The 17,916-nt window shown below is 69.9% G+C and carries 16 protein-coding genes and 2 riboswitches; of the genes, 4 read left to right on the top strand and 12 right to left on the bottom strand.

The window, feature by feature from the left end; genetic code table 11:
- The first annotated feature begins 5 nt into the window (after nucleotides 1–5).
- Entirely contained in the window at nucleotides 6–851 is an 846-nt protein-coding gene (locus ACRAKF_RS27030; RefSeq protein WP_447040142.1) for an alpha/beta fold hydrolase, read from the top strand.
- Here the strand turns inward: ACRAKF_RS27030 and ACRAKF_RS27025 are convergent.
- From ACRAKF_RS27025 to ACRAKF_RS26970, 12 genes are all read right to left on the bottom strand, one after another.
- A complete protein-coding gene (locus ACRAKF_RS27025; protein WP_447040141.1) occupies nucleotides 811–1,896 on the bottom strand; it encodes a helix-turn-helix transcriptional regulator in 1,086 nt (361 codons plus the stop codon). The genes ACRAKF_RS27030 and ACRAKF_RS27025 overlap by 41 nt on opposite strands.
- Before the next feature lie 117 nt (nucleotides 1,897–2,013).
- Nucleotides 2,014–2,883: a thioesterase family protein gene (locus ACRAKF_RS27020; protein ID WP_447040140.1), complete on the bottom strand. Its 870-nt coding sequence runs from the start codon at nucleotides 2,881–2,883 to the stop codon at nucleotides 2,014–2,016.
- A gap of 116 nt (nucleotides 2,884–2,999) precedes the next feature.
- On the bottom strand, nucleotides 3,000–3,674 hold the full coding sequence (locus tag ACRAKF_RS27015; protein ID WP_447040139.1) for a trimeric intracellular cation channel family protein: 675 nt from the start codon (nucleotides 3,672–3,674) through the stop codon (nucleotides 3,000–3,002).
- A gap of 128 nt (nucleotides 3,675–3,802) precedes the next feature.
- Nucleotides 3,803–5,194: a M1 family metallopeptidase gene (locus ACRAKF_RS27010; RefSeq protein WP_447040138.1), complete on the bottom strand. Its 1,392-nt coding sequence runs from the start codon at nucleotides 5,192–5,194 to the stop codon at nucleotides 3,803–3,805.
- Nucleotides 5,195–5,315: 121 nt separating this feature from the next.
- Complete coding sequence (locus ACRAKF_RS27005) at nucleotides 5,316–6,518, bottom strand: ABC transporter ATP-binding protein (protein WP_447042201.1); 1,203 nt, start codon at nucleotides 6,516–6,518, stop codon at nucleotides 5,316–5,318.
- Nucleotides 6,519–6,580: 62 nt separating this feature from the next.
- A complete protein-coding gene (locus ACRAKF_RS27000; RefSeq protein ID WP_447040137.1) occupies nucleotides 6,581–7,678 on the bottom strand; it encodes an ABC transporter ATP-binding protein in 1,098 nt (365 codons plus the stop codon).
- Nucleotides 7,675–8,676 carry an ABC transporter permease gene (locus ACRAKF_RS26995; RefSeq protein WP_447040136.1) on the bottom strand — a complete coding sequence of 334 codons (1,002 nt, stop codon included), beginning with the start codon at nucleotides 8,674–8,676 and terminating at the stop codon, nucleotides 7,675–7,677. Before ACRAKF_RS26995 ends, ACRAKF_RS27000 begins: the two co-directional genes overlap by 4 nt.
- A gap of 147 nt (nucleotides 8,677–8,823) precedes the next feature.
- A complete protein-coding gene (locus ACRAKF_RS26990; RefSeq protein WP_447040135.1) occupies nucleotides 8,824–10,578 on the bottom strand; it encodes an ABC transporter substrate-binding protein in 1,755 nt (584 codons plus the stop codon).
- A gap of 104 nt (nucleotides 10,579–10,682) precedes the next feature.
- Nucleotides 10,683–11,687, bottom strand: coding sequence for an ABC transporter permease (locus tag ACRAKF_RS26985; protein WP_447040134.1), 1,005 nt, complete (start codon nucleotides 11,685–11,687; stop codon nucleotides 10,683–10,685).
- Nucleotides 11,688–11,993: 306 nt separating this feature from the next.
- On the bottom strand, nucleotides 11,994–12,767 hold the full coding sequence (locus tag ACRAKF_RS26980) for an enhanced serine sensitivity protein SseB C-terminal domain-containing protein (protein ID WP_447040133.1): 774 nt from the start codon (nucleotides 12,765–12,767) through the stop codon (nucleotides 11,994–11,996).
- 158 nt (nucleotides 12,768–12,925) lie between these two features.
- Nucleotides 12,926–13,702, bottom strand: a complete 777-nt coding sequence (locus ACRAKF_RS26975; protein WP_447040132.1) for an enhanced serine sensitivity protein SseB — start codon at nucleotides 13,700–13,702, stop codon at nucleotides 12,926–12,928.
- Between the two features lie 109 nt (nucleotides 13,703–13,811).
- Nucleotides 13,812–14,492: an AAA family ATPase gene (locus tag ACRAKF_RS26970; protein WP_447042200.1), complete on the bottom strand. Its 681-nt coding sequence runs from the start codon at nucleotides 14,490–14,492 to the stop codon at nucleotides 13,812–13,814.
- Nucleotides 14,493–14,663: 171 nt separating this feature from the next.
- Nucleotides 14,664–14,783, top strand: a riboswitch (glycine riboswitch).
- A riboswitch (glycine riboswitch) is annotated at nucleotides 14,784–14,896 on the top strand. It begins immediately after the preceding riboswitch.
- A 35-nt stretch (nucleotides 14,897–14,931) separates the two neighbouring features.
- Here ACRAKF_RS26970 and gcvT point away from each other — a divergent pair.
- From gcvT to glyA, 3 genes are all read left to right on the top strand, one after another.
- Entirely contained in the window at nucleotides 14,932–16,056 is a 1,125-nt protein-coding gene (gene gcvT, locus ACRAKF_RS26965; RefSeq protein WP_447040131.1) for a glycine cleavage system aminomethyltransferase GcvT, read from the top strand.
- Between the two features lie 100 nt (nucleotides 16,057–16,156).
- On the top strand, nucleotides 16,157–16,534 hold the full coding sequence (gene gcvH / locus ACRAKF_RS26960; protein ID WP_062771242.1) for a glycine cleavage system protein GcvH: 378 nt from the start codon (nucleotides 16,157–16,159) through the stop codon (nucleotides 16,532–16,534).
- Between the two features lie 23 nt (nucleotides 16,535–16,557).
- Entirely contained in the window at nucleotides 16,558–17,820 is a 1,263-nt protein-coding gene (gene glyA, locus ACRAKF_RS26955; RefSeq protein WP_447040130.1) for a serine hydroxymethyltransferase, read from the top strand.
- Nucleotides 17,821–17,916: the final 96 nt, after the last annotated feature.

The raw sequence follows: 17,916 nt of genomic DNA, 5'->3' as shown, positions 1-17,916 counted from the left end.
CGCTCATGACGATCGCGCGCGACACCTGGGCCCTCGACCGCACCTTCGCCGGCCCGACGGGCACCGTCCGCTGGGCGGCTCTCGGTCCCGCCGACGCTCCGCCCGTGGTCCTCGTGCACGGCACGCCCTTCTCGTCGTACGTCTGGCGGGGCGTCGCCCGTGCCCTCGCCGTCGAGCACCGCGTGTACGTGTGGGACCTGCCCGGATACGGCGCCTCGGAGATGCGGGACGGGCAGGACGTCTCGCTCGCGGCGCAGGGCCACGTGTTCACCGAGCTGCTGGACCACTGGGGCCTTGAGCGGCCCGCCGTCGTGGCCCATGACTTCGGCGGCTGCGTCGCCCTGCGCGCGCGACTGCTGCACGGCGCCCGCTACGACCGCCTCGCCCTCGTCGACGCGGTCGCCCTCGCCCCGTGGGGCACGGCCACCTACCGCCTCCTCGGCGCCAACTCCGGGGTGTTCGCGCAGCTCCCGCCCGAGCTGCACGAGGCGCTCGTGCGCGAGTACGTGGGTTCGGCGAGCCATCGCGGACTGCACCCCGCGGTGCTCGACCGCCTGGTGGAACCCTGGTGCGGCGAGGAGGGCAGGCCGGCGTTCTACCGCCAGATCGAACAGAACGACCAGCGCCACACCGACGAGATCCAGGGCAGATACGGCGAGCTCGACCTGCCGGTGCTGATCTGCTGGGGCGCGCAGGACACCTGGATTCCGCCGAGGTTCGGCCACCAGCTGGCCTCGGCGATCCCCGGTGCCGAGCTGCGGCTGATCGAGGGGGCGGGCCATCTCGTACAGGAGGACGCGCCCGCCGAACTCACCGCGGAGCTTGGCCGCTTCCTGCGGGGCCGGCGGTGACGGTGGGGGTGGCTGTGGGGGCGGCTGTGACTGTGGGGGCGTCCGGGGCGTACGGGTCCCGCCCGTACAGCCGGGTGACCGATGCCGCCGCTCGGGCGAGTTCGTCGCGCACCTCGGGTGGCGAGAGGACCTCGACGTTGTCGGCGAAGGGCAGCAGCATCCGTGCCTCGCCGGCCACTCCGTAGGCGAGGCGGACCGTCACCCACTCCCCCGCACTCTCGCCGTCACCCTCACCCTCATCGTCACCGTCACCGTCGAGGACTTCGGTGACCGCGTTCCCGTTCATCCGCAGGAACTGGTCGAAGCGGGTGCGCCGGACGCGGGCCGTCACGTCGATGCCGCCGGGGCGGTCCTCCACCCGGCGCTTCAACAGCGCCCATACGTCGGCGAGCTCGACGCCGGGGCGCCGGACGACCGGCATCTCGCTGAGGACCGCCGAGCGGATCCGGTCGGCGCGGAAGAGTCGCGGGGCACCGTCGAGGTCGGCGACGAGGTACCAGACCCCGGCCTTGGAGACGAGGCCGTACGGGTCGACGGTGTACTCCTTCGGCACGGCGTCGCCGCTGTGGCGGTAGCGCAGGCCGACGCGGCGGTCGGCGAAGACCGCGTCCCGCAGGACTTCCAGGTCGACGGTGGCCTCCGGCCCCCGCAGCCAGCGTGAGGCGTCGACGAGGATGCGGCGGCTGGTCACCTCGGCGGCGGGGCGGTGCGGTTCCGGCAGCGCGGCCATGACCTTGCGCAGTGCGGAGCCGAGCGCCGCGTCCAGGCCGAGCGCGGCGTGCGCCCCCTGGGCGGCGAGGACGAACAGGGCCCGCGACTCGTCGGCGGTCAGCCCCGTCACGTCGGTGCGGAACCCCGCGAGCAGTTCGATGCCGCCGTGCCGCCCGCGCTCGGCGTAGACCGGGACGCCGGAGGCGGAGAGGGCCTCCACGTCGCGGTAGATGGTGCGGACGGACACCTCCAGCCGCTCGGCGAGCTCGTGCGCGGGCACCCGCCCGCGCGTCTGGAGCAGCAGAATGATGGAGAGCAACCGGTCGGACTTCACCGGCCAAGGATCTCCCACGGCCAAGGATCCCCCACGGTCGCGGGGCCCCCGGAGCCCGCGCCCGTTGGCCACCCCCGCCGGCCACCCCCGTCGGCCATCCCCGCCGGGACCCCGTGGCTAGCTCAGGCGGACCCGTGCGAGCTGGCGGGACTGGGCGACCAGGCGGTTCTCGCTGTCCCAGACCTCCGCGTCCTCCTCCAGGAAGCCGCCCGCGAGGTTGCGCGTGGTGATCGCGACGCGCAGCGGTCCCGGGGCCGGGCGGTGGCGTACGTGCACCGTGAGCTCCACGGTCGGCACCCAGCCGGTCAGGCCCATCTCGAACGCGGTCGGCGGCAGCGCGTCCACCGCGAGCAGCAGCGAGAGCGGGTCCGCGTCCCGGCCGTCCGCCAGGCCGAACCAGGCCCGCATCTCACCCTTGCCGGACGGCTCACCGAGCGCCCAGCCGAGCGTGGCGGGGTCCAGCTTCAGGAAGAGGCGGTCGGCGATGGCCGAACTGCCGGGGACGGGCCGGTCGCCGGGAGCGTCCTGCGCGCCGAAGCACTGGTCCAGCGGCGGGATCGCGGGCGGCTCCGCGGTGGTGCGGACGTCCTCGGGGAGCGCGCCGAGGTCTCCGTACGAGGCGAGCACCCGGATCCGCTCGACCTCGCGGCCCTCCTCGTCGTACTGGAAGAGGGAGGCCTGCCCGGTGGAGAGCGTGCGCCCCGCGCGCACCACGTCCGTGCGGATCACGGCGGGGCCGGGGCTCGACGCGGTGAGGTAGTGCGCGGAGACGGTGAACGGGTCGGCGTGCGGCAGGGCGTCGGCGAGGGCGCGGCCGATGACGGCCAGGAGAAAGCCGCCGTTGACGGCGCTGATGATCGTCCACCCGGCGGAGAGGTCGATGTCGTACACGCCGGGTTCACGCCGGGTGACCGTGGTGTCGCGGTCGAACTCGCTGTCGCCGATGCTCGCGCGCACCGATGCGGGAATTGATGCTGCCGTTGCCATGACAGCAACGTACAACATGTGATTACTGAGCGGTAGCTTTCCCCGCCGCACCGCTTCCCGCGCACCGCACGCACCACACGAACCACAGGCACCGCGTACCCCTCACTCGCGGCGCGTCACGGCGTCTCCTCCACCTCCGGCTCCACCGCCGTCGAGCGGCGGTGCCAGGCCCGTGGCGCCCGCCAGTGGTAGCGCATCGCGAGGAGCCGGAGCGTGAACGCCGTCAGGATGGCGACGGTGGTGGTGAGGCCGGTGAGCTGGTCGTAGTGGATGCAGAGCGCGACCATCGCGGCGCCCACGATCGCGGGCACGGCGTACAGGTCCCGGTCCCAGCGGACCAGCGAAGGCACTTCGTTGGCGACGATGTCACGCAGCACGCCGCCGCCCACCGCCGTCATCAGCCCCAGGGCGGCCGACGCCGTGAGGCCGAGGCCGTAGTCGTAGGCCTTGGTCGTGCCGGTGACGCAGAACAGTCCGAGCCCGGCGGCGTCGAAGACGTTCACCGCGAGCTGGGTGCGCTCCACCTCCGGGTGGAGGAAGAAGACCAGGAGGGCCGCGAAGAGCGGGGTGATGAAGTAGCCGAGGTCGGTGAAGGCGGCCGGCGGGACCGCCCCGATGACCAGGTCGCGGAAGAGCCCGCCGCCCAGCGCGGTGACCTCGGCGAGCACGGCGATGCCGAAGACGTCGAAGTTCTTGCGCACGGCGAGCAGCGCGCCGGAGATCGCGAAGACGAAGATTCCCACGATGTCCAGCGCGTGCTGGACGGAGGGGGTGAACAGATCCTGGAGCACGCGCCATTCTTACCCGAGCGCCCCCCTGCCCCCTCCGCCCACCTCCCTGCCTCCTCTCCGCCCGCCTCCCTGCCTCCTCTCCACCCGCCTCCCCGCGCCCTCCCGCCCCCCTTCGCCGCGTATGTCGCCTAGCCGAGCGTCGGCTTTCCCTTGGTGAAGAGCCAGGTGCGGAAGAGCTGGTCGAGTTGTTCGCCGGAGACCTTCTCGGCGAGCCGGACGAAGTCGCCGGTGCTGACATTGCCGTACCGGTTCTGCTGCACCCAGGTCTTCAGGAGCCTGAAGAAGTCCTTGTCCCCGATGCGCTCGCGGAGCACCTGGAGCGTCATCGCGCCCCGCTGGTAGACGGCGGAGGAGAACATCGTGTCGCGCTGCGGGTCGCCGACGACGGTCTGCCAGAACGGGGAGTCGGCCGGGCGCGCCTCGTACGCGGCGACTAAGGCCTCGTGGGCGCTCGCGCGGCCCTTGTGCTCGTTCCAGAGCCAGGGGGCGTAGGTCGCGAAGCCCTCGTTGAGCCAGATGTCGCTCCATTTCTCGACCGTGACCGAGTCGCCGAACCACTGGTGGGCCAGCTCGTGGACGATCGTGCCCTCGGAGCGCACGGCCGAGTAGACCGGCTTGGTCTGGGTCTCCAGGGAGTACCCGGCCTGCGGGAAGTCGTCGACGATCGCGCCGGTCTCCTCGAAGGGGTAAGGACCGAAGACCTTCGACCAGTGGTCGGTGACCTCGGCCGTGACGCCGTACACGTCGACGTCGCTCGCCGGCAGCGCGGGGTCGATGGCCACGTAGATGGGCGTGCCTCCCGGGGTCTTCCCGGTCCGTACGTCGAACTTCCCGATGGTGGCGGTCGCGAGGTAGGTCGCCATCGGCTTCGACTCCCGCCAGTGGGCGACGGTGTGGCCGCCCTTGGTGGACGTGCCGACCAGGCGGCCGTTGGAGACGGAGGTCAGACCCTTGGGCGCCTTGACGCGGATGTCGAAGGTGGCCTTGTCCGAGGGGTGGTCGCTGGCCGGGAACCAGGTCGACGCGGCGTTGGGCTCGCAGGCCACGAAGACGCCGTCGGTGGTCTTCATCCAGCCGTACTCGGAGCCGAAGACGATGGGGCCGCCGAGGGGTTCGGGCACACCGCCGTAGGCGACGCTCACCTCGAACGTCCTGTTCTTGCGCAGGGCTTCGCGCGGCGTGACGCGGATCTCGTCGCCGTCGCGCGTGAAGTGGGCCCGTCTGCCGTTCACTTCGACACGTGTGACCCCCAGCTTCTGGAGGTCCAGGTGGAAGGACGACAGGTTCCGGGTGGCGCGCGCGGTGATCGTGGCGTGGCCGTCCAGGCGGTCGGTGTCCGGCTCGTAGGCGAGGTCGAGGGCGTAGTGGCGTACGTCGAAGCCGCCGTTGCCGAGCTTCGGGAAGTACGGGTCGCCGACGCCGTCGGAGCCGGGGTGGGGCGCGGGGGCGGCGGCGATCAGACAGAACGAGAGCGTCGCGGTCGCGAGTGCGCCCAGACGTGCCGAACGGGAGAGTGCCATGAGTCTTCCCTTCGAACGCGTTCCGATGGGGTGTCCGATGGAACGGACACGCAGACTCTGCACTCTCCCGTTAGGGCATGTACATGACCCGAAGCGCGTACTTTGCCCGGGTCAACTTGCTTTAGCCGTCGGTCGACTTCTGACCCTTGTCGGTCGACTTCTGACCCTTGTCCTTCGCGACGGGCGCCTCGGCAACCTCGGGCTTCGTGGCCTCCGGCTCCTCCGCCTTGGCGACCACCGTCACCACCTCGATCGCCTCCTTGGCGGCCGAGAGCAGCTTGGTGTCCTCGGGCGCCTGGTCGTCGGCGTTCTCCGGGTGGTGGCACGCCACCTGGTGCCCCGTGGCGAGCAGCGCCAGCGGCGGCTCCTTGGTCTTGCAGATCTCCGTCGCCTTCCAGCACCGCGTGTGGAAGCGGCAGCCGGTGGGCGGGTCGATCGGCGAGGGGACGTCGCCGCGGAGCAGGATGCGGTCGCTCTTGACGCCGCGCCGCTTGGGGTCGGGCACCGGCACGGCGGAGAGCAGCGCCTTGGTGTACGGGTGCATCGGCGTGGAGTAGAGGTCCTTGCGGTCCGCCAGCTCCACGATCTTGCCGAGGTACATGACCGCGATGCGGTCGGAGACGTGCCGGATGACCGACAGGTCGTGCGCGATGATCACGTACGTGAGGCCGAGCTCGTCCTGGAGGTCGTCCAGGAGGTTGACCACCTGCGCCTGGATGGAGACGTCGAGGGCCGAGACCGGCTCGTCGGCGACGACCAGCTTGGGCCGCAGGGCGAGCGCCCGCGCGATGCCGATGCGCTGGCGCTGGCCGCCGGAGAACTCGTGCGGGTAGCGGTTGTAGTGCTCCGGGTTGAGCCCGACGCGCTCCAGCATCTCCTGCACGGTCTTCTTCACGCCGCCCTCGGGCTTGACGCCCTGGAGCTTGAAGGGCGCGCCGACGATCGTGCCGATCGTGTGCCGCGGGTTCAGCGACGAGTACGGGTCCTGGAAGATCATCTGGACGTCACGGCGCAGCGGACGCATGCCGCCGGTGTTCAGATGCGTGATGTCCGTGCCCTGGAACTCGACACGGCCGCCGGTCGGCTCCAGGAGCCGGGTGATGAGCCGGCCCATCGTCGACTTCCCGCAGCCGGACTCGCCGACCACGCCGAGCGTCTCGCCGGGGCGTACGTCGAAGGTGAGCCCGTCGACCGCCTGAACGGCCGCGACCTGGCGCTGGAGCAGCCCCTTCTTGATGGGGAAGTGCTTCACCAGGCCCTCGACCTTGAGCAGCGGCTCCGGGGAGCTCTTCGTCTCCGTCTTCGCCTGCGCCGGGATCGTCATCTCCTGGCCCTTCGCGGTGTCTTTCGGGTCCTTCGGGTCCTGCTGGTCCTTCGCGGCATCGTTCACAGCTTCGGCGCAATCTCTTCGGTCCAGATCCGGCTGCGCTCTTCCTGCGACATGTGGCAGGCCGAGTAGTGCCCGTCGGCCACAAGACGCAGGTCGGGACGCTCGCGGCGGGTGATCTGGTCCTTGGGGACGTCCGCGTAGGGGCAGCGCGGGTTGAAGGCGCAGCCGCTCGGCAGGTTGATCAGGCTGGGCGGCGAGCCCTTGACGGGGATGAGCCGGTCGGTCTCCTCCCGGTCGATGCGGGGCATCGAGCCGAGGAGACCCCAGGTGTAGGGGTGCTGGGGCTCGTAGAAGACCTTCTCCGCGGGCCCGCGCTCCACGCACCGGCCGCCGTACATGACCAGGAGCTCGTCGGCCATCTCCGCGACGACGCCCAGGTCGTGCGTGATCATGATGACGGCGGAGCCGAACTCCTTCTGCAGATCCCGGATGAGGTCGAGGATCTGCGCCTGGACGGTGACGTCCAGGGCGGTGGTCGGCTCGTCCGCGATGAGCAGCTCGGGGTTGTTGACGAGCGCCATGGCGATCATCGCGCGCTGGCGCATGCCGCCGGAGAACTCGTGCGGGTAGGAGTCCACCCGCTTGTCGGGCTGCGGGATGCCCACGCGGTCGAGCATGTCGATGGCGCGCTTGCGGGCGGTCTTCTTGTCGACGTCGTTGTGGACCCGGTACGCCTCGGTGATCTGCTTGCCGATGGAGTAGTACGGGTGCAGCGCGGAGAGCGGATCCTGGAAGATCATCGCCATCTCGCGGCCGCGCAGCTTGCGTACGGTGACGGGGTCGGCGCTCAGCAGCTCCTGGCCGTTCAGCCAGATCTCGCCGGAGATCTGCGCCTTGCGGGAGCCGTACTGGCCGGCGGTGTGCAGGCCGAGGATGCCGAGCGAGGTGACCGACTTGCCGGAGCCGGACTCGCCCACGATGCCGAGGGTCTTGCCCTTCTCCAGCGAGAAGTTGAGCCCGTCGACAGACTTGACCAGGCCGTCGTCGGTCGGGAAGTGCACCTTGAGGTCGCGTACCTCGAGGAAGGCGGAGGGAGCGGCGGAGTCGGCGACGGGCTCGCCCACCGCGGCTCCGCTCTTGGACAGTTCGGTCATCCCAGCCTCACTCGCGGGTCGATGACGGCGTACATAAGGTCGACGACGAGGTTGGCCACGGCGATCGCGAGCGCCGCGCACAGGGTCACGCCGAGGATGACGGGCAGGTCCTTGCTGCTGATGGCCCTGACCGCCTCCAGGCCGAGGCCCGGCAGGTTGAACGTGGACTCGGTGAGCACCGCGCCGCCCATCAGGACGCCGAGGTCGAGACCGAAGACGGTGAGGATCGGGGTCATCGCCGAGCGCAGCGCGTGTCTGCGGATGACGATGCTCTCGCTGAGACCCTTGGCGCGCGCGGTGCGGATGTAGTCCTCGCCCAGCACCTCCAGCATGGTGGCGCGGGTGAGTCGTGCGTACATCGCGGCGTTGAGGAAGGCGAGCACGATCCACGGCAGGATCAGCGTCTGGAGCCAGACGTCGATCGAGTCGTCGGTACTGAGACTGTCCGCGATCTTCACCCAGCCGAGATTGTGGACGAAGACGCCCATCGCGATCATGCCGGTGAAGAAGACGGGGAGCGAGACGCCGCCGAGGGCGGTCGTCATCGCGGCGCGGTCCCAGATGGTGCCGCGGCGGAGCGCGGAGATGACACCGGCGAGGACACCGCCCGCGAGCCACAGCACACAGGCTCCGGCGGCGAGGGCGCCGGTGACGGGCAGCGCTTCCTTGAGGGTCTCCCAGACGGGCGCCTCGGTACGGAAGGAGTATCCGAAGCAGGGCGCCGGGCAGTGGGTGACGTCACTGCCGTTGACGTAGTCGCGCCCCATCGGGATGCCCTTGATGAAGTCCCAGAACTGGACGAGCAGCGGGTCGCTGAGACCCAGTTTGGTCCGGATGCCCTCGATCTGCTCGGCTCCGGTGGCCTTGCCGGCGAAGAGGACGGCGATGTCCTGTCCCGCCCACTTGGGCAGCATGAAGAAGACGGTGAAGGTCGCGAGCAGTACGACCAGCACCATGATGATTACGGCGATCAGGCGCCGGATGAGATAAGCAAGCACTGTGCGCGGCCCGGCGGTGGCCGGGACCCCCTTGTGAGGGGTCCCGGCCACCGCCCGGGGCCATCACCTGCCCTTCGGACTGGCGGGATTCGGCGGCGGTGTTCGTTCAACTACGGGTACTGCCAACTACGGGTGCTGCGGGTGCTGTTACTTCACGACGCCGAGGGAGACGTAGTCGTAACGGCCGTTGTAGCCGTCTGACATGTAGGCGTTGGTCAGCCGCGGTCCGCGCCAGGTGATGTTCTTCTCGTAGAGGAAGGGCATCCAGTCGGCGTTGTCGAGGATCTTCTTGTCGAGCTCCTTGTAGATCTCGCCGGCCTTGGCCGGGTCGGTCTCCGCGATCGCCTTGTCGAAGAGGCCGTCGACCTTCTTGTCCTTGATCTGCGACTCGTTGTAGTTACCGGTCGGGTTCAGGAAGCGGCTGTCGAACAGCGGCTGCGCGTAGCCCTGGCCGGACGGGAAGTCCGGGCCCCAGCCGCTCATCGTCATGCCGTAGCCGCGCTTCTTCACGACGGAGGGCGAGCCGGTGATGCTGGCGGTGTCGGCGCCGTCGAGGGCGTCGACCTCGACGTTGATGCCGGCCTTCTTGAGCTGCTCCTGGAGCGCCTCGGCCGCGTCGACCTCACCCGGGTTGTTGTTGCGGGCGGTCAGCTTGGTGGAGAAGCCGCTCGGCTTGCCGCACTTCTTCAGCTCGTCCTTGGCCTTGGCCAGGTCCGGCTTGCCCTTGCGCTCCAGGACTCCGTACGGGTCGTACTCGCTGTAGCCCGGGATCGCCTTCGGGAAGGTGCTGTTGGCGATGTCACCGGCCGCGACCTTGCCGCCGCGGGTCTGCTGGAGGCTCGCGAAGTCGGTGGCGTAGAAGACGGCCTTGCGGCAGTGGGTGTCATCGAAGGGCTCCGCCGTGTGGATCAGGGCGACGTAGCGCACGAAGGACGTGTGCATGTTGTCGACGCTGTCACGGTGGTCCGACACGGCGGTGACACGGCCGGACTGGGTCATGCCCGTGCCGTTCATGTCGAGGTCGTAGTCGCCCGCCATCAACTTCTTGTCGTTCTCCTCCAGGTTGGCGGAGATCGTCACGTCGATCTTGTCGGGCAGCGCCGCGCGGATCGGGTCCGAGGACTTCTTCCACTTGTCGTTGCGGACGAGGACGATCTTCTTGCCGGCCTTGTACGACTGGAACTTGTACGGGCCCGAGGAGAACGGCCGCTGGGTGTACTTCGCCTTGGTGTCCTTGGACTCCTTCACCGGCGAACCGGTGGGCATGGCCAGGAACTGCTCGAAGTCACCGTTGCGCTTGGGCAGCTTGAAGATGATGGTCTGGTCGTCGGGGGTCTCGATCGCGTCGAGTTCGCCCTTGCCCTTGTACGGACCCTTGTACTTGCCCTTGGGGTCGAGCGTCTGCTTGATGTAGCCGGGGCCACCGGTGATGGTGTCCTCCGCCCAGACGCGCTCGATGCCGTACTTGATGTCCTTGGAGGTCAGCTTCGAGCCGTCCTCCCAGGTCAGGCCATCACGCAGCTTGTACGTGTAGGTCTTGCCGTCGTCCGAGATCTTCGCCGTGGAGGTGGCGAGGTCGGGGACCAGCTTGGTGCCCGCCTTGCCCGGCTTGGTGTCGTACGTGATGAGCTGGCGGGTGTAGAAGCGCATGAAGTCCCACGACATGCCGTAGTAGGCACGCTGGGGGTCGGCCGAGTCGAGGTCCTGCTTGCCGACCATCTTCAGCGTGCCCCCCGTCTTCTTCGAGGGATTGGCGACCTTGTTCAGCGCGGCGTTGTAGCCGGCACCCTTCGAGTCGTCTCCGTCACCGTCACCGCCGCCGCACGCCGTGGTGGTCACCAGCGCCGCGACCACGAGGGCCGCACCAGCGGTGAGCCGACGTTTCGAGGAAACTGTGGGCATTTTCTCGTAACCTCCGAGATTCGCGGTCCCTGGCCGTCTGCTGCCGGAGAACCATGGGGGTAGAGCCACCTGACATGCGGCAGGGGCAAGTCGGTCGAGGACTTCTAGCGCGTCCCCTTCGGGTCGAGCGCGTCACGCAGCCCGTCGCCGAAGAGGTTGAAGGCCAGGACGGTGATGAAGATCGTCACACCGGGGAAGACCATGAACATCGGGTCGTGCTCGTAGGTTTCGAGCGCGTCGCGCAGCATGCCGCCCCAGGAGGCCGTCGGCGGCTTCACACCGGCGCCGAGGAAGCTCAGGGCCGCCTCCGTGAGGATGTTGGTCGGGATCATCAGCGTCGCGTAGACGGTGATCGGCGCGACCAGATTGGGCAGCAGCTCGCGGAACAGGATGTGGCGCTTGCCGCCGCCGAGGCTGCGGGCCGCCTCGACGTACTCGCGCTCACGCAGCGAAAGGGTCTGGCCCCTGACGATGCGTCCGACGTACGGCCAGCCGAAGAAGCCGATGACCAGGACGAGGATCGCGACGCGGACGCTGGTGCCGGTCAGGCCCAGCAGGTCGTCGGGGAGCACGGAGACCAGGGAGATGATGAAGAGCAGCTGCGGGAACGAGAGCAGCACGTCCATCACGCGGCTGATCAGGGCGTCGACCCAGCCGCCGAAGTAGCCGGCGATGATCCCGAAGAGGGTGCCGAGCACCACGGCGACGATGGCCGCGAGGAACGCCACGAGGAGCGAGATCCGGGCGCCGTAGACGATGCGGCTGAAGACGTCGCGGCCCTTGTTGGGCTCGACCCCGAAGAGGAAGTCGCCGCTCACACCGCCGAGCGCGCCCTTGGGCAGGTTGGTCAGCTCATCGAGCTCGTCCTGGTGGAAGTCGTTGGGCGGGTGGCCGAGCAGGCTCACGATCAGGGGCGCGAAAACAGCGACCAGGACCAGGAGAACCACGGTGATGCCGCCCGCGAGGGCGACCTTGTCCCGCTTCAGGCGGTTCCAGGCGATCTGCTTGAGGGACCGACCCTCGACCTTCTTCACCCCTGCACCAGCTGCGGGAGCGACGTCCTCAGTCGGGTCCGCGTCCGCAGGTGTGTCATGCAATGGTGCCGTCATCGTGGCAGGGACCCCTCTCAACCGGTGGTGACCGGCCCGCACTTGCCGCTGTAGCGACGTGATCGTCCGTCGTACACAGGGGCGAAGGCCCCTGGAGCGGGAGTCTTCATCCACGTCGCGATCTGTTACCAGTCTTGAAGGTGAATGGATGCGCAACCGTGATGCTGTTCGAGGTGTTCCGTTATGCGGACGCGTGTGAACGGGGTGCGAACACGGGGCAGTTGGGTCACAAAGCGCCACGGGAGACCATAGGGCCCCTGTCACACCAGAACGGACATCGTCTCCGTTCGCGCTGTTCAGTAACGGTCAGTACTGCGCCGGGTAGCCGTAACCGCCCGCGGGCGCCGGCGCGGCCTGGGCCTCGCGGTCGTAGAACGGCCTGGTGCTGGCTCGTAGCCACATCGCCACCGGGTCGTAATCGTCGGACATCGCGACGGTCGACACGGGGAGCCCGTCGGGGACGGCGGCGATGGACTGCTGCATCATCGCGCGCACCGCGTCGATCGACGGCGGCGACGTGTCGTACACGTCGAGGCCGATGGCCAGATACGGCGCCCCGAGGGCGGGCTGCACCCAAGCGCGGCGCAGCGAGCGCACGGCGGACGTGCGGTGCGCGTTCTGCGCGAGCAGGGCGTAGAACTGAGGGATCTCGATGGCCGGCTCGGTCAGCCTGAGCGGTCCTGCGGGCAGGAGGTCCAGGCCGCAGGCGATGCGGCGCAGATCCAGCCACGGGATGCCGACGCCGCCGCCGGGCGCGTGCGGGTTGAGCCAGAGGCCGTAGAGGTCGGGGTAGAGGGTGCGGGCGACGTCGATGCCGCGCACCACCTCATGGCCACGGTTCCAGCCACTGGCGGACAGCTCCTGGGCGGAGGTCACACAGGGCGCGTAGCCGAGGCCCTCGACCTCCATGTTCCCGTACTGGGCGTCGGGCGATCCCGCCTGGCCGTGCCAGAGCAGCATCCACACCTCGTCGGCGGCGAGCGCGCGCAGCAGTGCCTCGTACGCGTCGTAACGCCCCGGCGTCACCTGGCGCAGCATCTGCTCGACCTGCCCTGTCGCGGCCGTGCCCGACGCACTCACCCGTAACCGCCCCTTCACGATGAACCTGGTGGACCCGATCGACCCCGAAGACGCCGGTGTGCCATGTGCCCCGGCGGGGTCATGCAACCAGCTTAAGCGTCGATCCCTGCGCGGACTTGACGTACGCGGCCACGGGCCCGGCGCGTACTGATATGCGTTCAGCCCTGGAGGTGGAAGGGCCGCACCTTGGCGCGCAGCCAGTCGCCCACCGGGTCCTGCGCCACGTCGAGCAGGACGAGGTTCACCGGCCAGGCCACCGGGACCTGCCCGAGGGCGCGGCCGAGGGCCTCCATCGGCAGTTCGCGGGCGTTGCCCTCAAAGGTGGTCAGCTCGACGCCGACGAAGAGGGTGGGCTCGTCGGTCTCGATGGCCGCCAGGCAGCGGCGGGCGGTGAGCACGACCCCCGTCGCCTCGAACTCCCGCGCGGCGGCGGCCAGGAAGTCCACCGGGTCCTGCTGCCAGTCCGGCTCGTACAGACGGACCCGGCCGCCGGTGGTGGGCCCGTCCAGCGGGGTGCGCCCCGTCCGGCAGAGCTCGGCCACGGCCGGGGGCGGCAGGGGGGCGCCGACGGTGCCGTCCGGGTTCAGCGCGATGCCGAGCTGCGGCGGCAGGCCGCGGGCGAACTCCACCGCGGGCGCCACCGTGCACCCCATGCGGTCGACCGCGTCGCCCAGGGCCTGGCGGAACTGCTGCTCGGAGGTGAAGACGGGGACGTACGCCTGGCCCTCGATCTCCAGGGTCGGCAGGTCGAGGGTGCCGCTGTCGGGGCCGCCGCCGTTCGGCAGCGGGATCCACACCTGGCTGCGGCCGAGCACCTCGATGATGCGGCCACCGGCCGACGCCGGGGCGCCGAGGGAGGCCGCGAGGACCTCCTCCAGTTCGTTGCCCGGCCATCCGACGTACGGGTGTGCCTGTGCCTGCCCCGGAAAATCCATCAGTCCAACCCCTGCTCGCGACCGCTCTGCCTGCGGCTCGACCCTAACGCCGCCGGGCGCCGCCGTGGTCCTCGGAGCCTGTGTCGTGGCCGGGCTATGACACAAGCTCTCAGCGGTCGAAGGCGATCCCCCGCAGCACCCGCGCCGCCGCGCGGTCCATGAGCACCGCGGAGCCGCAGCCGCGCGGCAGCTCGCCCCGCTCGGCGTCGCCGACCAGGCGGCCGATCGTCCTGCGGTGCCGCGCGAACGCGTACCGCGAGACGCCGCGCCCCCGCTCGCGCTGGCCCTCCAGCGCGGTGTCCGCGGGCACGTCGAGGAGGAGCAGGTGCAGCGTCCTGCCGCGCCGCGCCGCCTCGCGGGCCAGCCAGCGGCGCACCCAGGTCTGGGTGCCGCAGTCGTGCACGACGACGCTCACCCCCGAGCGCAGGGTGCGGCGCAGTCCCGCGTAGTGCGCGAGGCGGACGAGGGGGCGGTACACCGCGTACGGGAGGTGACGCGGCATGCGCGCCGCCCAGCGGTCGCGGGTGTCCTGGGAGTCGACACGCGGACCCGTGACGGCCTGCCGCATCAGCGTCGACTTTCCGCCACCGGGCAGCCCGGAGACGACGACCAGGTCGCCCTCGTCGAAGGTGAGGCGGTGCGGGCTGTGTCCCGCCCGCTGCCGCAGGTCCCGGACGACGGCCACCGGAAGCAGCGGTACGCAGCTCTCCCGGGGCGGGGCGGCGGCCTGCCCCGGCAGCGCCACCCCCGTGGTCGTGGCATAGCCACTGGTCCTGCTGCGCACCGTGATCGGCCTCCCCGTAGCTGTCACGTACTGCTTTCCCCGGCAAGTGTAAAGAGAAGGTAATGCGGCACAAGGGTGCCCAGGTCCGAGGTGCCCCAAAAGGGGGCGTCCAGGGCCACGGGTCCCCCTCCCGGGAGTCGCGTGCAATGATGTGCCCGCAACTCCATACCGGCCGTTTGAATCCGCGCGGGAGAGTTCCCAGCAGCCGTCGTACGACGTTGTGCGTATGACGTTCTGGGGCGCCGAAGGAGCAAGTCCCTCCCTTGAATCTCTCAGGCCCCGTACCGCGCGGGCGAGGCACATCTGAAAAGCGGACCGTTTCCACGGTCCCACCCAAGGTGCAAGCCGGACGTCCCGAAGCCGGGACGCTCGCGGCGAACCTCTCAGGTTCCGATGACAGATGGGGAGGATCGACCTCGCCCGTCATGCCCTGGGAGTTCCCTTCATGAGCACTGCCCCCCGCCTCACCGCCCTCGACGCCGTGCATCGCGCGCTCGGCGCGACCATGACCGACTTCGCGGGCTGGGACATGCCGCTGCGGTACGCCAGCGAGCGCGACGAGCACAACGCCGTACGCACCAAGGCCGGCCTCTTCGACCTCTCCCACATGGGCGAGATCACGGTCACGGGACCCGAGGCCGTCGACTTCCTGAACTTCGCGCTGGTCGGCAACATCGGCTCCGTCGGTCTCGGCCGCGCCCGCTACACGATGATCGTCGCCGAGGACGGCGGCATCCTGGACGACCTGATCGTCTACCGCCTCGGCGAGACCGAGTACATGGTCGTCGCCAACGCCTCCAACGCGGGGACCGTCCTGGCCGAGCTGACCGGCCGGGCGGCCGGATTCGACGCCGAGGTCCGCGACGACCACGACGCGTACGCGCTGCTCGCCGTCCAGGGCCCCGAGTCCCCCGGCATCCTGAAGTCCCTGACCGACGCCGACCTCGACGGCCTGAAGTACTACGCGGGCCTGCCCGGCACCGTCGCGGGCGTCCCCGCGCTGATCGCCCGTACGGGTTACACCGGCGAGGACGGCTTCGAGCTCTTCGTCGCCCCCGGTGACGCGGAGAAGCTGTGGGGCGCGCTGATGGAGGCGGGCACGCCGGTCGGCATGGTCCCGGCCGGCCTCTCCTGCCGCGACACCCTGCGCCTCGAAGCGGGCATGCCGCTGTACGGGCACGAGCTGACCGCCGGGCTCACGCCGTTCGACGCCGGTCTCGGCCGGGTCGTGAAGTTCGAGAAGACCTCGCAGTCGGAGAACTTCCTGGGCCGCGCCGCCCTCGCGGCCGCCGCCGAGCGCGCCGAGACCGCCCCGCCGCGCAAGCTGGTCGGTCTGGTCGCCGAGGGCCGCCGGGTGCCGCGCGCGGGCTTCCCCGTGGTCGCCGACGGCAAGGTCATCGGCGAGGTCACCTCCGGCGCCCCGTCGCCGACGCTGGGCAAGCCGATCGCCATGGCGTACGTCGACGCCGGGCACGCCGCCCCCGGGACGCGGGGCGTGGGCGTGGACATCCGCGGCACCCACGAGCCGTACGAGGTCGTGGCTCTGCCGTTCTACAAGCGCCAGAAGTGACACTCGGTGCGCGGGGCCACGGCACCGTAGCGCCGTGAGTGACCCCACGCACACCGTCCCCGTTCCGCAGCACCCATCCGCGTACAGGAGAATTCAGGACATGAGCAACCCCCAGCAGCTGCGTTACAGCAAGGAGCACGAGTGGCTGTCGGCCGCCGAGGAGGGCGTGTCGACCATCGGCATCACGGAGCACGCGGCCAACGCGCTCGGTGACGTCGTCTTCGTGCAGCTTCCGGAGGTCGGTGACACGGTGACCGCGGGCGAGACCTGCGGCGAGCTGGAGTCGACCAAGTCGGTCAGCGACCTCTACTCCCCGGTCAACGGCGAGGTCGTCGCCGCCAACCAGGACGTCGTCGACGACCCCTCGCTGGTCAATTCCGCTCCCTTCGAGGGCGGATGGCTGTTCAAGGTGCGCATCACGGACGAGCCGGACGATCTGCTCTCCGCCGATGAGTACACCGCCTTCGCCGCCGGCTGACCATTACCGATAGGGACCGTGTGATGTCGCTTCTGAACACCCCTCTCCACGAGCTGGACCCGGACGTCGCCGCCGCCGTCGACGCCGAGCTCCACCGCCAGCAGTCGACCCTGGAAATGATCGCCTCGGAGAACTTCGCTCCGGTCGCCGTCATGGAGGCCCAGGGCACCGTCCTCACGAACAAGTACGCCGAGGGCTACCCGGGCCGCCGCTACTACGGCGGCTGCGAGCACGTCGACGTCGCCGAGCAGATCGCGATCGACCGGATCAAGGACCTGTTCGGCGCCGAGTACGCCAACGTCCAGCCGCACTCCGGCGCCTCCGCGAACCAGGCCGCCCTCTTCGCCATCGCCAAGCCCGGCGACACGATCCTCGGCCTGGACCTGGCGCACGGCGGCCACCTCACCCACGGCATGCGCCTGAACTTCTCCGGCAAGCAGTTCAACGTGGTCCCGTACCACGTCGACGAGGCCGGCCTGGTCGACATGGCCGAGGTCGAGCGCCTGGCCAAGGAGAACAGCCCCAAGGTGATCATCGCGGGCTGGTCCGCCTACCCGCGTCAGCTGGACTTCGCCGAGTTCCGCCGGATCGCCGACGAGGTCGGCGCGTACCTGTGGGTCGACATGGCGCACTTCGCCGGTCTCGTCGCCGCCGGTCTGCACCCGAACCCGGTGCCCTACGCGGACGTGGTCACCTCCACCACGCACAAGACGCTGGGCGGCCCGCGCGGCGGCGTCATCCTGGCCCGCAGCAAGGAGTTCGCGAAGAAGCTGAACTCCGCGGTCTTCCCCGGCTTCCAGGGCGGCCCCCTGGAGCACGTGATCGCGGCCAAGGCCGTCTCCTTCAAGATCGCGGCCTCCGAGGAGTTCAAGGAGCGCCAGCAGCGCACCCTGGACGGCGCCCGCGCCCTGGCCGAGCGCCTGGTGCGGCCGGACGTCACCGAGCACGGCGTCTCCGTCCTGTCCGGCGGCACGGACGTGCACCTGGTCCTGGTGGACCTGCGCCACTCCGAGCTCGACGGCCAGCAGGCCGAGGACCGCCTCCACGAGGTCGGCATCACGGTCAACCGCAACGCGGTCCCGAACGACCCGCGCCCCCCGATGGTCACCTCGGGCCTGCGGATCGGTACGCCCGCGCTCGCCACCCGCGGCTTCCAGGACGACGACTTCCGCGAGGTCGCCGACATCATCGCCGAGGCCCTCAAGCCGGACTTCGACGCCGACTCCCTCAAGGCCCGCGTGACCGCTCTGGCCGACAAGCACCCGCTTTACCCCGGCCTGAAGTAGTTTCGTACCGCTATTTTGTACGCTTTAGTTCGTACGTACGAAACGTCGGGGCACCCTGCACACTGGATGGTGAGCAGGGTGCCCCGCACCACGTGT

Source organism: Streptomyces sp. DSM 118878 (assembly GCF_052936595.1).
Note: the sequence above shows the minus strand (reverse complement) of the source record. Positions and strands in the feature narration are given on the sequence as shown.